The following is a 14,570-nucleotide window of genomic DNA, read 5'->3' as shown; positions in this document are numbered from 1 at the left end:
GGGGCTTCTTTTTTTTTATTGAACAATTATTTGATTACAGATGTACTAAACTTGTTTGTATATTTGTTGAAAATTTTTTTAAAATGAACCTGAACATACTATTCATAAGTGGAGGCGAAATTGTGTTGGTAATGCTTTTAGCATTGCTGTTTTTCGGGTCAAAGGCTATTCCTGATATTGCAAGAACCATGGGTAAGGGGATGCGCGAATTTAAAAAGGCGACCAACGAGATAAAACGTGAGTTTGAAGATAATACGGGCGATTTTAAGCGAGATATTAATGAAATAAAGTCGACTGTAAGAAATGAAACCCGAAAAATAAGTCAAGATATCGATCAGGTCTCATCAAAAGTGAAATCAGAAACCAACAAGCTAACCAAAGAAGTGGAACAGGTTTCAAACGAGGTCGAGGAAAAAACATCCGAAATTTCGCAGGAAGTGAGCGAGCTTTCACCGGAGCCAAAATCAAAGACCAATAAACCTTCAGCGGATAAATCAACTGATTCTAAGGAATAACCCTCTAAATAAAGGCTATGCCAATTATATTGTACAGTTTGGCAATGTTGCTGTGTTTTATTTTGCTGGCACGCATTGTCGACAAGTTTTTTGTTGCTTCACTAGATCGTATTTCCAATGATCTGAAATTATCATCAGATGCAGCTGGTGCGACATTAATGGCAGTGGGGTCAAGCGCCCCCGAGCTTTTTGTGGCGTTGTTCTCGGTATTAAAACCCGGCGATCATGAAGCTATCGGAATAGGTAGTATCGTTGGAAGTGCATTATTTAATTTGTTGGCCATTGGAGGAATGGTTGCTTTGGTGAAAAAAACAAAACTGACCTGGCAGCCAGTGTTACGCGATGTCTTGTTTTATTTTGTCGCAGTAGGCTTATTGCTATGGGGCGTTTTTGATGGCGATTTCAGTATGTGGAATGCCGTCGCTTTTCTGGGGCTTTATGTTGTTTATGTGTGGGCGGTGGTAAAATGGCGAAAAATATTCCCTTATGAGGATATGAAATTCACTCCGGCAGAAAAGCCTGCCGATTGCAATGAAGATGGGAAGGCGAACTTTGTAGACAAAATGTTATGTGTGCTTTTCCCCAAAGCGGAAAGGTACTACCTTGTTTTTTTTGTATCCATTCTGTTAATTGCAGGATTGAGCTGGGTGCTGGTTGAAACTGCGATACAAATCTCTGTCATCTTAAATATACCTGAGGCTATTATTGCATTGACGGTATTGGCTATTGGGACTTCGGTGCCCGATATGATTTCATCCTTAATTGTAGCGAAACAGGGGCGTGGCGATATGGCTATTAGCAATGCCATCGGCTCCAATATCTTCGATATTCTGGTTGGACTTGGGTTGCCCTTCATGATTGCGATGCTGATTTATGGAGGAACAATTGAGGCCAAAGGCCAGAACTTGTTGGCTTCATCTGTCATTTTATTTGCTTCGCTCGTGGCGTTTGCGGTATTGCTTATTGTCAACCGTTGGAAAATTAATTGGGTAACCGGCGCCATTCTACTTGGATTATATATCTTTTATGTCGCTCGCGAAATCGTCTTACTTTAATTATATTTAGGCTCATTAAGGTCACGGACCTATTTGATATTTTCGGTTTCGCTTCTATCACAAATTGTTAAAGATTCGAAACATGACACTAAATTATTCGCACTACTTAAAAAATTAAGAAGCTTGATTAAAGTTCAAAATATTACAAAATCGTTCGGAAAACTTCAGGTACTGAAAGGTATTGATCTGCATATCCCTCAAGGGAAATTATATAGCATTGTTGGTCCTAGCGGTGCCGGAAAGACTACTTTGCTTCAGATTATGGGAACGCTGAGTAAACCTGATTCGGGGCACTTGGAAATTCACGATCAATCCGTTTTTAAGTTGGGAGAAAGGCGATTAGCCGCTTTCCGCAACCGGGAGATTGGTTTTGTGTTTCAGTTCCATTATTTGTTGCCCGAATTTACTGCGCTGGAAAATGTTTGTATACCGGCATTTATTGGCAAGAAATCGAAAAAGGAAGCTGAAAAGAAAGCTTCAGATTTACTTCAGTTTTTAGGTCTCGATGAACGAATGACCCATAAACCGGCCGAATTATCGGGTGGCGAACGTCAGCGAGTTGCTGTTGCGCGAGCATTAATTAATGATCCGGCTGTTATTTTTGCCGACGAACCGTCAGGCAACCTCGACACGAAAAACCGCGAAGACTTGCATGATCTGTTTTTTAAATTGCGTGATGAGTTTAATCAAACTCTGGTGATTGTAACGCACGATGAAAATTTTGCCCGCCAGTCTGATCAAATAGTTAGAATGCGCGATGGGTGGATCGAAAGCTAAAAACATGCATTTTCAGGATCTAAAAGAATTACTAGACCAAAAAGCAGCTCAATACAACCAACCCGCTTTTATTGAAACCGACCCGATTCAAATTCCCCGACAGTTTGCACATAAAGAGAATATTGAGATAGCTGGCTTTTTAGCAGCCACTATTGCTTGGGGGCAGCGACCAACCATTATTAAAAATGCCTTTCGGCTGATGAAAATGATGGATGACAAACCGCTCGATTTTTTACTGAGTACAGATGAGACGGAGTGGGGACATTTCATTGATTTTAAGCATCGCACATTTAATGGTGTCGATTGTCTGTTTTTTCTTCGGTCATTGAAAAATATCTATCAGCATCATGGAGGGTTGGAGGCTGTCTTTACACAAGGTTATCAGCTCGATCATTCCGTTGTTTCAGCTCTGCGGTATTTTCGACAAATCTTTTTTGAAGTGGAGCATGAAAACCGATCGCAGAAGCATGTTTCGAATATCGACAAAGGTGCTTCGGCAAAACGCCTGAACATGTATTTGCGATGGATGGTCAGAAAGGATGATCGCGGTGTGGATTTTGGTTTGTGGGCCGACATACCGATGAGTGATCTGCTTCTGCCACTTGATGTTCATACCGGTCGGCAGGCCCGCCAGCTCGGCTTACTATACCGAAAGCAGGACGATTGGAAAGCTGTCCTCGAACTCACCGAAAAATTACGCTGCTTGGATGCTGATGATCCTGTAAAATACGACTTTGCCTTGTTTGGAATGGGGGCATTTGAATAAGTTTGTTATTCTGTATCTTATGCGTGGATCGTGTTCCGGGAGGTGTACAGGTGTTAGTAGATTGTTATTTCTATTGTTTGTATTGAACTTTTTGCCGTTTTGATTGATATCTAGTTATAGAAATAAAAACAAGAGCGGAAAGAATTCATGCAAGATGTGTAGTATTAACACAAACGTTTAAATTTGCAACACTGCGGAAGGGATAGTCGCTATTGATCGCGCACAAAATATACGACAATGATTGAAAAAATGTTAGTCACGCCATTTCAGAAGTTTGTTAAAATTGAAAGTTTTAGTGGGATTCTTCTTTTTGGGGCAACCATATTTGCCTTAATTTGGGCTAATTCACCGTTGGATTATTTGTATCAGAACCTTTGGGATTACAAACTCGGATTTCAAACTGAGCACATCTCGTTGAATAAGCCACTAATACTTTGGGTGAACGATGGCTTGATGACAATTTTCTTCTTTCTCATTGGGTTGGAAATCAAGCGCGAACTAGTTATCGGCGAACTAAATTCGATGAAAAAAGCAGCCTTTCCTTTTTTTGCTGCAATTGGAGGAATGCTTATTCCGGTTGGACTCTTTGTTCTTTTAAATAATAATCCGGAAACGCTGGCTGGATGGGGTATTCCGATGGCTACGGATATTGCATTTTCGTTGGCGATTCTAAACGTACTCGGAAAACGTGTTCCCCTTAGTCTGAAGGTTTTTTTAACCGCATTTGCGATTGTTGATGACTTAGGAGCAGTTTTGGTTATTGCACTTTTTTATAGTGGCGGAATTAAGTGGATGTTGTTGGCGTATGCGATGGGTATATTAGCTTTTTTGTTTACACTCTCTTATTGGCGAATTTACTCGAAGTACATATTTGCAATTGCCGGGCTGGTTGTTTGGTTTTTATTTTTGAAAGCTGGGATTCATCCAACAATCGCCGGAGTATTGATGGCGCTCACGATTCCTATCCGTCAACGGATTGGGGTCAGCACTTATACTCGAAAAGTAAGTGGTATTTTGGAAGACATTAAGCTTTCTCCCGGCAAAAAGGAACCTATCCTTTCTCATCGACAAATTGAACAACTTGATGATTTGGAAGACTGGACTGGTTTGGTGCAATCACCTTTGCAACATTTAGAACACCGCTTGCACAATTGGGTGGCTTATTTGGTGATGCCTGTTTTTGCACTGGCTAATGCCGGTATTGCTTTAGGTTCCGATATGAGTTTAGATTTATCATTAGTTCTGAATATCTCAATTGGTTTGGTTGTCGGTAAGGGGATCGGGGTGAGTTTGTTTTCACTGGGAGCTGTTAAATTAAAAATTGCAGCATTTCCCACGGGTGTGAATTATAAAAATATTATTGGCGTAGCCCTGCTGGCCGGAGTGGGTTTTACCATGTCAATTTTCATCTCGAATTTGGCGTTTGTAGGTTCAGATTATTCTGATTCAGCTAAAGTTGGAATTTTGGGTGGCTCGTTGATCGCGGGAATTCTGGGCTATACTGTTTTGTACTTTGTAAGTAAAAAAGCAAACAAGTAAAAAAAAAGCAAAACGAGGGAAATTTATACTTCCCTCGTTTTATAATAAAGCTTGATAAAAAAGTAAAGCGGTTTAATTTATCTCTAAGGCAGGTGAAAATAGCTTGGCGATATTCTCCCACCTAATCAGTTTAAAATTTTGTGGTTTTTTGGTCTCCCCATCATAGTTGTATCCATCTTGAACCACAACCAATCCATGTTGAAATTGATCGTTAATTGGCTGACTGTAAATTTCGATTCCGTCGGTTTCTTCAGCTCCATCAACAGCGCCATCGGTAATTCGGAAGCTGCCTAGATACTCGTGTGGTGCTTGTCGGTTATAAACAGCATACGAATAGTTTCCCTGGCTCGAAGCCAGCAAATAACCTTTGCCATCAGGCAAGTAATAAATGGCTAGCCCCTCTATGTCGTAACTGATATTTTCGTTGTCTGTTTCAGTGCTTTTTGCGAGTTGCACAATTTGGGTTTCTTCATTGGGCTCAGCATTAATCTTCCAAATTCCGTTTTCTTCTTCTCCAATAAAAAAATGTTGGTTTTCATCATCGGCAACCATACCTTCTACTTGTGTGTTAAGTTGAAATTGACGAACCAACTTGGCATCAATCAGACCATTGTTTTCGAGTAATTCCCATTGTTCAACTTCGCCACTTTTGCTATTTACAAAGGCATAAAATTTCCCCGACACGGGACTTCTGTACATGCAAAAGCCGTATACTTCGTCAGTCATTGTTGAGACTATTGTGCGGGTGCTCACATCGTTTAAAGAACCATCGTTATTGATCTTGTAAATTGAAATGCTTTGGTTCGTTCGATTGCTTGCTGACACCAGGTCGATTGTGTCCTTACCTAATACGAAGTTGTATCGAATATCGACATTGTTCATGTTGCCATCGGCATAATAAAAAAGCTTTTTTCCTTGAAAGTTGTAAACGGCCAATCCACCTTTTTTATCGGTTCCGATAATTCGGCTTTGTTCGGGATTTTTGGAGTTAAACCAAATAGCGGGGTCGTCGGCTGCGTCTTCTTCAACACCTTGATCCATCGGTTGGGTTTCTAAGCTCGCAGTTGTGGTCAGCTTTATTTTTTCAGCAGCTCGTTTCGATCCTTCGCTAATCCGGTTACAGGCTGCGTATGTTACAAGCGAAAGTAGTATAAAAGAAATGTAAAGGTCTCTTTTCTTCATCATTTGTAAATTGAGAGGTAAACTTTAGTGACAGTCACTCCCGATCATATTTCAATCAGGAGCGACTACTATCTTATTTTAGAAATTGAATTTTAATCCCAGATTCACTTTTGTGTCATAATATTCAGATTGCATGGTGTACTGCTCTTCGCCTTGATAGTAACGAAGTGGAGTGTTTAGCAAGTTGTTTAACTCTGCAAAAAACTGAAATTGTTTATTAATGGCATAGCTGGCATTCATGTCAAGATACGTTACTTTATCGTAGTAACGGTCGTAGAATGCTGTTTCTCCAGGCTCATCGATAAATGCGTCGGCGTAATTTAATGAGGCACGCACCGTGATTTTTTTGCCTTCGTAATATAAGGAAGCATTCACAATGTTTTCGGGGGTGCCTGCAAGCTGCAGTTCATCATTTTCACGGCCTTTCAGCGTAATGTTTTTCATTTTTGAATGTGTGTAGGTGTAGTTGGTATACAAACCAAACTGTTTCCAGAATCCGGGCAGGAAGTCGAACTGACGCTGAAAGGCAAATTCAAACCCGTACAGGTCGGCATCGCCGGCGTTAACTGGTTGTTTGAATTTTTCGTAAATAGTTCCTTTAAAGTTGTAGTCGCGTAGTTCCTGATCAACAGTTGCATTTTTTAGGTCTTTGTAGAATACTCCTCCCGAAATAACTCCGACGGTATTAAAGTAGTGCTCAAACATGATGTCCAGGTTCATCGATTCGGTAGCTTCCAGTGCCGGGTTCCCAATGTTGGCTTCCATATCTTCCAGGTTAATTTCTACGTGTGGTACCAGATCGTAGTATTTTGGTCGGGAGATTGTATTGGTCCAGGCAGCTTTTAGTTTGCTGTTTTTACTAAATGAATATTTAGCAATTAAGCTTGGCAAAAAGTTCGTGTAGTAATCTTTGTCAACATCGGTTTTATTTAGCGATGCATCGCCATTGGCATCAACAAGAAATTCGTAACCAGAATATTCCAGTTGTGTATTTTCCATGCGCAGTCCGGCTACCAATTTCAGGTCTCTGCCCAATTGCTGATCAAAACGCACATAGTTGGCAATCACATTTTCTTTGGCATCAAAGTTTCCGGCTAATTCTTCTAACACTGTTTCGCCATTAAATTTTCCGGAATTCTCAAGGTCTAGCCCGGCCAGATAATCGTTGCTTACAAAGTTTCCAGCTACATAGTCTCCGGCCAGAAAATCACTTTTGGTTTTTATGACCAGATTATTCAACGAATTGGAATCAAAAGCGTTTTCGTCGGTTGGCTCGTATTCTTTGAATTTATTGTCGCGGTTTTTCTTCTTCGATTTGTATGCGAAACCAGTTTTTATTGTGCTTTCAAATTTGCCACGACTGATCGGGATTTCAACATTCATTTTGAAGTTTTTGTCGACATCTTCGGTGTATTGAAATTGCTCGTTTAGTTCTTTCAACCCGTAATTGCTGTTTAGCATTTCTTTGTCGGCGTCGGTAACCCAAAACTGAGGCTTTTTAGTGTTGCTCAAATCGACGCTTAGTGGTGTTTTTTTTGCTCGGTAAGAAATATAGCGTTCGTGTGGACGGTCTTCGTTGGCTTTGGCATAACTGGCTTTCCAGTCAAGCTGTATCGCACCAAAAAAGTGTTTTCCTCCTAATGAGAAATCCATGGCTTTTTGGTCTTCTAAGCGGGCTTCTTTTTCATCGTGGCTACCGCCTTTTGTTTGGCGGCGTACTTCGGCAATCCAGCTGCCATCATCTTCTTGCTCAATGTCTTTATAGCGCAGACGGAAGCGGTTCTCCCAGTCCTTACGATGGTTGTATAAGCCTTTTAGTTCCAATTTATGGTTTTCATTGATAGCGTAATCAAACGATGCTGAATAGCTTTGGCGTTCGCGTTGCACTTGGTAGGTACGGATTTGAAAATCAGCGGTGTATATCTTGTTGGCGTCATCTTTTTCCCACTCAGCCTCAATGTTATCAGAGCCTAGTTGGTTGTTTTGGTACGACGCCGAAAGAATCATTCCGAGTTTGCTGTTCAAATAGCGATCTCCGTACATTAACCCTCCAATAATGGTCGGTTTATCTAAAAAGAAATTGTAGTTTGTTCCGAGAGTTCCGGAAATTCTTCGTTTATAGGGTGAGCTTTTAGTGACCAGATTAACCGATCCTCCAATCGCATCGGCATCCATATCAGGGGTCACTACTTTATTTACTTCAATGGTTTGAATCATATCAGCAGGAACCAGGTCGAGCTGGATTGAACGGCTTTCAGCTTCGGCAGAAGGAATCCGGTCTCCATTGATCGTGATAGAATTGAGTTCTGGAGAAGTACCGCGGATTTGTCCAAATCGGGCTTCACCCTGATCGTATTGCACGTTAATTCCGGGGATTCGTTTAATGGCATCACCAATATTTGCGTCGGGAAAACGTCCTACTTGATCCGATGAAATGATATTGCCGATATTGATGTTGTTTTTTTGCTGGTTTAACGCTTTTGATTGACCTTGCAACGACCCGTTAATGATCACTTCATTGAGGTCGATCCCGGCTTTAAGATGAATATCTACTGTGCTGGTTTCTCCGATTTCAACCTGAACTTTTTGTGTTTCGTCTTTGAAACCGATATATGAAACGGCCAATTCGTATTCGCCGGCTTCTAGCTTTACAATTCTGTAAAAACCGTCCACGTCTGATACTGTTCCGTCATGAATACTTTTAATTAATACGGTAGCTCCGGGGAGTGGAAGATTGTCTTCGTCAAGGATTCGTCCGGCAATAATTCCATTGCCTTTTGAGTCCTGGTCAGGATCTTGTTCTGCAAATGCTGCCTGACTTAAAAATAAAATACTTAAGAGTACTTGAAATGTAAATCTAATTTTCATATAAATGGATTTTGGTTTCGATCATTAAATCTTTCATAGCACGACTTTTGTCTTGCCTGTTAGAAAAAATCTGCCCAAAAGTAGCTTGACCCAATAGGAAAGAGGTTAGTAGATTATTAACGTAGTGATAAGTTGATTTTTTTGAATAAATGGGTAAGTGATAGTGGTTGAGTGTGTTGTTTGATGTGGCTTGTTCTCTTTAATGTTAAGAGCCTGGAATAAGGTATTAGTAGAATATTAAATTTTGGAGTTAGTGGATTGATTTTTAGGCGTGTATCTTGGCTTGTTGTGTGGAGAGTGCTTGTAAATTACATCTTAACAAAATATTTCATAATAGTTAATGAGGTTAAATTTGGATTGCAGAATCGTTAAGGGATAGATAAAGGCACTCATAGGCGCATGAGTAATAGCTTTGAAAAGAGATTCGTTTTAGCCTTTTCGTTTACCAATTGCTCCAAACCCTGAGATGATGAATGCAAAATCAGGCTCTGTGAAAACGAACTATTATTATGTTCGCCACGAATTTTTGTGTAATCGTTACGTGATAATAAATATCAGGCTTCGGCCTTAAGAGTTTGGCCGATGACTGTGCCGAGTGAATCGTTTTCTATCGCTCGCAAGTCTGTTTCTACATGAGACTCAATGATGCTCTTTTTTTCGCTTCGATTCTCCTTTTGATTGAGTTTTCGGTGAGAAGCTGCATATACTACAATGCAAATCAATAATCCTAAAATGTAATAATCTCTCTTCTTCATGTCAATTTTAGTCTTTGTACTCACTTTATTTTTTAGCGCGTGCAAAGCTAGAAATTACAACTAGCTGCGACTGATAACTTCATGAAATGAAAGTATAAATCACTTTTATTAATAATTAGATAATATTCAGGATTGAAATTCTATTCTTTCTTTTACTTTCGCTTGTCAAAAATCAGGATTATCAATTTCAGTATGGGACGAGGTCACTTTTTTTATTTTAAACAATTTAGGGTTCGTCAGGAAAAAGCTGCTATGAAAGTGGGGATTGACGGGGTTTTGCTTGGTTCCTGGGTTCGGTTCGATTGTGTGGAGCGGGTTTTGGATGTAGGAACCGGAACGGGGCTTCTGGCATTAATGGCCGCCCAAAAAACAAATGCGCTGATTGATGCGGTGGAATTGGAGTCTGACGCAGCAGAAGAAGCTCAATTTAATTTTCAAAACTCAAAATGGAAAGATAGGTTACGACTAACGATCGGCGATTTCAGAAGTTTTCAAACTACGGAGAGATATGATCACATTATTTCTAATCCGCCGTTTTTCGAAAATTCGCCAAAGTCGGTTGACCTTAAACGCGCTCAAGCCCGGCATGCCGATTCGTTGAGCTTGCAGGAGTTGCTGGCAGCAGCGAAGAGCCTACTTTCGGAAGATGGCCGGATAAGTCTGATTGTGCCGGTTGATAAAGAAAAACGGTTGAAAGAGCTAGCATCAGAACAGCGTTTGACAATCACCAGATTTGTGAAAGTTGCTCCTGATGAAACAAAAAAAAAAATCATCGCCTGCTGGTGGAGTTATCCGCAAATGTCGGTACGCTCGAGGAAGGAGAACTGTTTATTCGACAGTCCGTTGACAATGATTTTTCGTCCGCTTATCGAAAGCTGACTGCAGATTTTTATCGGAATTTTTAAATCAGCATTAAAAAAGTAGAAAACGTCTTGTCCATTTTATCGGCAAATTCTTTGATGGCATCATGATTAATGTTGCTTACACTTTGATCTACCTTGGCAATCTTTTTCACAGCTAGCCTTTCAAAAAATCGCATTTTGTCAAAATTGTATTCACCGCCTAAAATAGCTTCCGATTTGGCATACTGATGGAGTTTTTCAGGGAAGGCTTTGTTTAGTTGCGCTTGAGCTTGTTCGCCCTTCATCATACAGCAAATAAATAGGCCAACTTCTTTTAGCCCAAGCTTCTCGGTATTGTTCTCACTAAATTCCCGCACCCTTCGTTGAATTTGTCCGGCATGGATAGAGCCACCAATTATGACCCGGTCGTAGTCCTCGAAACACGGATTTCTATCTTCTTTCAAATTTTTAAGGGTAACATGCCCTGATAGCTCTTCGGAAAGTTCATGAACGACACGGTCGGTGCACCCGTGGTTTGACATATAAATAATCATTGTTTTCATAGCATGGAGATTTTCTATCGAAATTACGGCAATTGTCTAAAACAAACCGCTTTTTTATCGGTTAAATAAGGTTTATAATCGGTTAACAAAGATTAATTCGGATTCATAGGTCTTTTTATTGATTTTAATTATCTTTGCAGCCCAAAATTAGATACGATGTCGACAGAAGTTATGCAAGCAATAAGGATTGATGAAACCTTCTACAATGTAAAAGAAATAAGAAGGTTAACAGATGAAACATTTTCGTTGAAATTGCCGGGAGGACGATTTAAGTTCAAAGCCGGGCAACATATTTCACTCGGTATTCAAGGCGATTATCAAAGTCGGGAATATTCAATTTACAGTGGCGAAAATGATGAGAATTTGGAGGTGTTGGTAAAAGAAGTGAAAGAAGGTTATTTTTCACCTAAATTGAGTCATCTGAAAAAAGGTGATTTGGTGGAAGTAAACGGACCTTTTGGGAAGTTTAAAATTGAAGAGAAACATATTCCGGACAATAAATTTGTATTTATTGCCAGCGGAACCGGTATAGCGCCATTCCGCAGTATGGTGCGCACCTATCCTGAATTGGATTATCAACTGATTCATGGAGTGCGTTATGGCCACGAAGCTTACGATAAAGAGGAGTACGATCCGGAGCGTCATATTCTTTGTACAACGGGGGATAAGGAAGGTCAGGTTCATGGACGGCTAACCAAATACTTGAAACGCACAAGCTTTGAAAAAAATACTCATTTTTACTTGTGTGGAAACAGTAATATGATTTTTGATGCCCTTGAAATTCTGAAAAATAAAGGGTTTGATCGCGATCATATTCATTGCGAGGTGTATTTCTAAAAATACTGTCTATTTTTGTAGCCCGAATTAGATATTTGATTTAGGACCGTAAATAGATTTTTTTTCAATTTGAATGTCATAGGATGAAGTATCACTTAATTACATTGGGATGCCAGATGAACCTGTCAGATAGCGAGCGCGTGAGTGCGGTGCTTGAACAGATGGGTTACGAACGGACTGAAAAGGAGGAGGAGGCAACGTTGCTGGGGATGTTGGCCTGTTCGGTTAGGCAAAAGCCAATTGACAAGGTATACAACAAAATTGCCCAGTGGAATAAGTGGAAAAATAAACGAAACGTGATCACGTTTATCTCAGGTTGCGTTTTGCCGGCTGACAAGGAAAAGTTTCTGAAGCTTTTTGATTTGATTTTTCCGATGAGTGAGTTAAGTCAGCTGCCCGATATGATTCGAAATTACGGGGTTGTCAATGCTGCTTCATTGCAAACTCCCAAACCGGTAATGCCCAAAAATGAACATATCGTTGATTTGTGGCATATCAAGCCGAAATATGAATCGACTTACGAAGCGTTTGTGCCCATTCAAAACGGTTGCGATAAGTTTTGTGCGTTTTGTGCAGTTCCGTACACTCGTGGTCGTGAGGTTTCCCGTCCATCCGAAGAAATAATAAAAGAGATTCAGCACTTGGTTCAGCAAGGTTATAAGTCGATTACCTTGCTTGGGCAGAATGTAAATTCGTATGGGCTGGATAAAAATGGAGAAGAGATAACTTTTGCGGAACTGTTGAAGCAGATTGGTCAGTACGGTAAGCTTTCGGGCGAAGAATTTTGGGTGTATTTCACATCTCCTCATCCACAGGATATGACCCGCGATGTGATTGAAGTGATTGCTGAATACAAATGCCTCGCCAAACAGATTCATCTTCCAATGCAGAGTGGCGATGAGAAAGTATTGATCAAGATGAACCGTCGGCATTCCATGGAAAAATACCGCCGAATTGTAAGCGATATTCGTGAGCTGATTCCGGAAGCGACTTTATTTACCGATATCATTGTCGGATTCACAGCTGAAGGCGAAGAAGAATTTCAAAACACGGTTGCAGCCATGAACGAATTCAAGTTTAATATGGCCTACATTGCCATGTACTCGCCACGTCCGGGAGCTGCAAGCTACCGTTGGCAGGATGAGGTTTCGCAAGATGTAAAGAAAGATCGTTATCATCGACTTTCAGAGACAATGAGAACTCATACCAGCGAATATAATCGCCAGTTGGTAGGTAAAACCTTTCGTTTGTTAGTCAATGGAAACGACCGGAAAACCGGATTTAGTACAGGACTGACAGAAGGAAAATTGAATGTTCGCTTGGATCGGAAAGCGCCCGAGTTGAAAGGCCAAATTGTGGATGTGAAAATAACGTCAGCTGCTGACTTTTCGTTGAGCGGTGAGTTGGTACTTCAGGAAGAAAAAATTGAATCATGAGCACCACAAGAAAACGAATCGCATTTAAAACATTAGGTTGTCGACTGAATCAATATGAAACGGATGCGTTGGTTTCCGATTTTGATCAGGCCGGATACGAGATTGTCGATTTTAAAGAACAAGCCGATGTCGTGGTTGTAAATACGTGTACGGTCACTAATCAAAGCGACCAGAAATCGCGACATACCATTAGTCAGGCGGCACGAAACAATGAGGGATCGATGGTTGTGGTAACCGGTTGCATGGCCAATAATTATAAAGAGAAACTGGAAGACCAGGAAAAAATCACTTACGTTGTTGACAACAAACGTAAAGCAAGTATCCGGCAGTTGATCGATGCTCATTTTCAGGGCGAAATTCTACATCCTTCAAATTTGGAAGGCGATGTTTTTCAGTTTAGTACGGTTGACAAGAGTTTGCATACCCGCAGCTCCATCAAAATTCAGGATGGCTGCGATAATTTTTGCACTTTTTGTATCATCCCAAAAGTTCGTGGACGAGCGGTCAGCCGCCCCTTGCCCCGGATTATTGAAAATGTTAAAGACACGTTAGCCAATGGATTTAAGGAGCTGGTGATGACCGGTGTAAATATTGGTCGATACGAGTGGGAAGGTAAACGCTTTGAAGATGTGCTAAAAGCTATTCTCGAAGTTCCCGGCGATTTTCGGGTTCGTATTTCTTCGCTGGAACCCGATGGTTTTGGAGAGCAGTTTTACGAATTGTTTGATCATCCGAAATTAGCGCCACACTTGCATTTGTGTTTGCAAAGTGGTTCCGATAAAGTTTTGTTGCGCATGCGCCGAATGTACGATTTCGACCGTTTTGCTTCAGTTATTGATGGTTTTCGTGCTAAGTGGCCCGAGTTTAATTTTACAACCGACTTGATTGTTGGCTTCCCCGGAGAGACAGGAGAAGACTTCCAGGAAAGCCTGGATGCTTTGGAGCGATTGAATTTTAGCCATGTGCATACCTTTAAATATTCAGTTCGAAAAGGAACGCGTGCCGAACGGATGGAGGAGCAGGTCCCCGAGAAAGTAAAAACGGCGCGGTCTGCCATCTTGCGTGAAAAATCGGAAGAACTTCGTAAAGTTTACCTGGAGCGCTTTGTTGGGCGCGAGCAAACCGTTTTGGTTGAAAAAATTGATTCCCATGGTTTTGCTTCCGGTTATGGAGAGCATTATATCCCTATCCGATTCAGGGGGGAGAATATCCGGCGAAATAGCTTTCATAAAGTACGAATCAAAAGTTTACAAGGAAGTGATGATCAAATGACCTTGCTTGCAGAACTCATCTAGTTCGAATTGAAATTTTAACACGTTATCATTTTTAATTTGTTGAGACAATTCAAACCTGCAGCTTAATTTCTTCTAAAAAGTAAGTTCAATTTGAACGAAAGTAAAGGAAAACTTACGGTTCGAATCCGATCTTCAAAAAA

The 14,570-nt window shown here is 40.7% G+C and carries 13 protein-coding genes; 9 read left to right on the top strand and 4 right to left on the bottom strand.

Features of this window, described 5'->3' with window-relative positions:
• The first annotated feature begins 83 nt into the window (after nt 1–83).
• The 5 genes from ACTB00_RS15400 (at nt 84) to nhaA (ending at nt 4,652) form a co-directional block, all read left to right on the top strand.
• Nucleotides 84–515, top strand: coding sequence for a Sec-independent protein translocase subunit TatA/TatB (locus ACTB00_RS15400; RefSeq protein ID WP_463300811.1), 432 nt, complete (start codon nt 84–86; stop codon nt 513–515).
• A gap of 17 nt (nt 516–532) precedes the next feature.
• The gene (locus tag ACTB00_RS15395; RefSeq protein WP_463300810.1) at nt 533–1,570 is read left to right on the top strand and encodes a calcium/sodium antiporter; all 1,038 of its coding nucleotides are present in this window, start codon (nt 533–535) and stop codon (nt 1,568–1,570) included.
• A gap of 123 nt (nt 1,571–1,693) precedes the next feature.
• Nucleotides 1,694–2,347: an ABC transporter ATP-binding protein gene (locus tag ACTB00_RS15390; RefSeq protein ID WP_463300809.1), complete on the top strand. Its 654-nt coding sequence runs from the start codon at nt 1,694–1,696 to the stop codon at nt 2,345–2,347.
• Nucleotides 2,328–3,113 (top strand): TIGR02757 family protein, encoded by a 786-nt coding sequence (locus ACTB00_RS15385; RefSeq protein ID WP_463300808.1) that lies wholly within the window; start codon nt 2,328–2,330, stop codon nt 3,111–3,113. The genes ACTB00_RS15390 and ACTB00_RS15385 overlap by 20 nt, the downstream gene beginning before the upstream one ends.
• A gap of 237 nt (nt 3,114–3,350) precedes the next feature.
• Entirely contained in the window at nt 3,351–4,652 is a 1,302-nt protein-coding gene (gene nhaA / locus ACTB00_RS15380; RefSeq protein ID WP_463300807.1) for a Na+/H+ antiporter NhaA, read from the top strand.
• A 72-nt stretch (nt 4,653–4,724) separates the two neighbouring features.
• Here nhaA and ACTB00_RS15375 read toward each other — a convergent pair whose 3' ends face one another.
• The 3 genes from ACTB00_RS15375 to ACTB00_RS15365 form a co-directional block, all read right to left on the bottom strand.
• Nucleotides 4,725–5,837, bottom strand: coding sequence for a phytase (locus ACTB00_RS15375; protein WP_463300806.1), 1,113 nt, complete (start codon nt 5,835–5,837; stop codon nt 4,725–4,727).
• A 75-nt stretch (nt 5,838–5,912) separates the two neighbouring features.
• The gene (locus tag ACTB00_RS15370; RefSeq protein ID WP_463300805.1) at nt 5,913–8,702 is read right to left on the bottom strand and encodes a TonB-dependent receptor; all 2,790 of its coding nucleotides are present in this window, start codon (nt 8,700–8,702) and stop codon (nt 5,913–5,915) included.
• Nucleotides 8,703–9,256: 554 nt separating this feature from the next.
• The gene (locus tag ACTB00_RS15365) at nt 9,257–9,457 is read right to left on the bottom strand and encodes a hypothetical protein (protein WP_463300804.1); all 201 of its coding nucleotides are present in this window, start codon (nt 9,455–9,457) and stop codon (nt 9,257–9,259) included.
• Between the two features lie 192 nt (nt 9,458–9,649).
• On the opposite strand from ACTB00_RS15365, the gene ACTB00_RS15360 reads away from it, so the two are divergent.
• Complete coding sequence (locus tag ACTB00_RS15360; protein WP_463300803.1) at nt 9,650–10,336, top strand: tRNA1(Val) (adenine(37)-N6)-methyltransferase; 687 nt, start codon at nt 9,650–9,652, stop codon at nt 10,334–10,336.
• 22 nt (nt 10,337–10,358) lie between these two features.
• Here ACTB00_RS15360 and ACTB00_RS15355 read toward each other — a convergent pair whose 3' ends face one another.
• Nucleotides 10,359–10,862: a flavodoxin domain-containing protein gene (locus ACTB00_RS15355; protein ID WP_463300802.1), complete on the bottom strand. Its 504-nt coding sequence runs from the start codon at nt 10,860–10,862 to the stop codon at nt 10,359–10,361.
• 156 nt (nt 10,863–11,018) lie between these two features.
• Here ACTB00_RS15355 and ACTB00_RS15350 point away from each other — a divergent pair, with 156 nt between their 5' ends.
• The 3 genes from ACTB00_RS15350 (at nt 11,019) to mtaB (ending at nt 14,430) form a co-directional block, all read left to right on the top strand.
• On the top strand, nt 11,019–11,699 hold the full coding sequence (locus ACTB00_RS15350; protein WP_463300801.1) for a ferredoxin--NADP reductase: 681 nt from the start codon (nt 11,019–11,021) through the stop codon (nt 11,697–11,699).
• An 83-nt stretch (nt 11,700–11,782) separates the two neighbouring features.
• Nucleotides 11,783–13,135, top strand: a complete 1,353-nt coding sequence (miaB, locus tag ACTB00_RS15345) for a tRNA (N6-isopentenyl adenosine(37)-C2)-methylthiotransferase MiaB (protein WP_463300800.1) — start codon at nt 11,783–11,785, stop codon at nt 13,133–13,135.
• Nucleotides 13,132–14,430 carry a tRNA (N(6)-L-threonylcarbamoyladenosine(37)-C(2))-methylthiotransferase MtaB gene (gene mtaB / locus ACTB00_RS15340; protein WP_463300799.1) on the top strand — a complete coding sequence of 433 codons (1,299 nt, stop codon included), beginning with the start codon at nt 13,132–13,134 and terminating at the stop codon, nt 14,428–14,430. Before miaB ends, mtaB begins: the two co-directional genes overlap by 4 nt.
• Nucleotides 14,431–14,570: the final 140 nt, after the last annotated feature.

The sequence above is a fragment of the Sunxiuqinia sp. genome (assembly GCF_055140945.1).
Note: the sequence above shows the minus strand (reverse complement) of the source record. Positions and strands in the feature narration are given on the sequence as shown.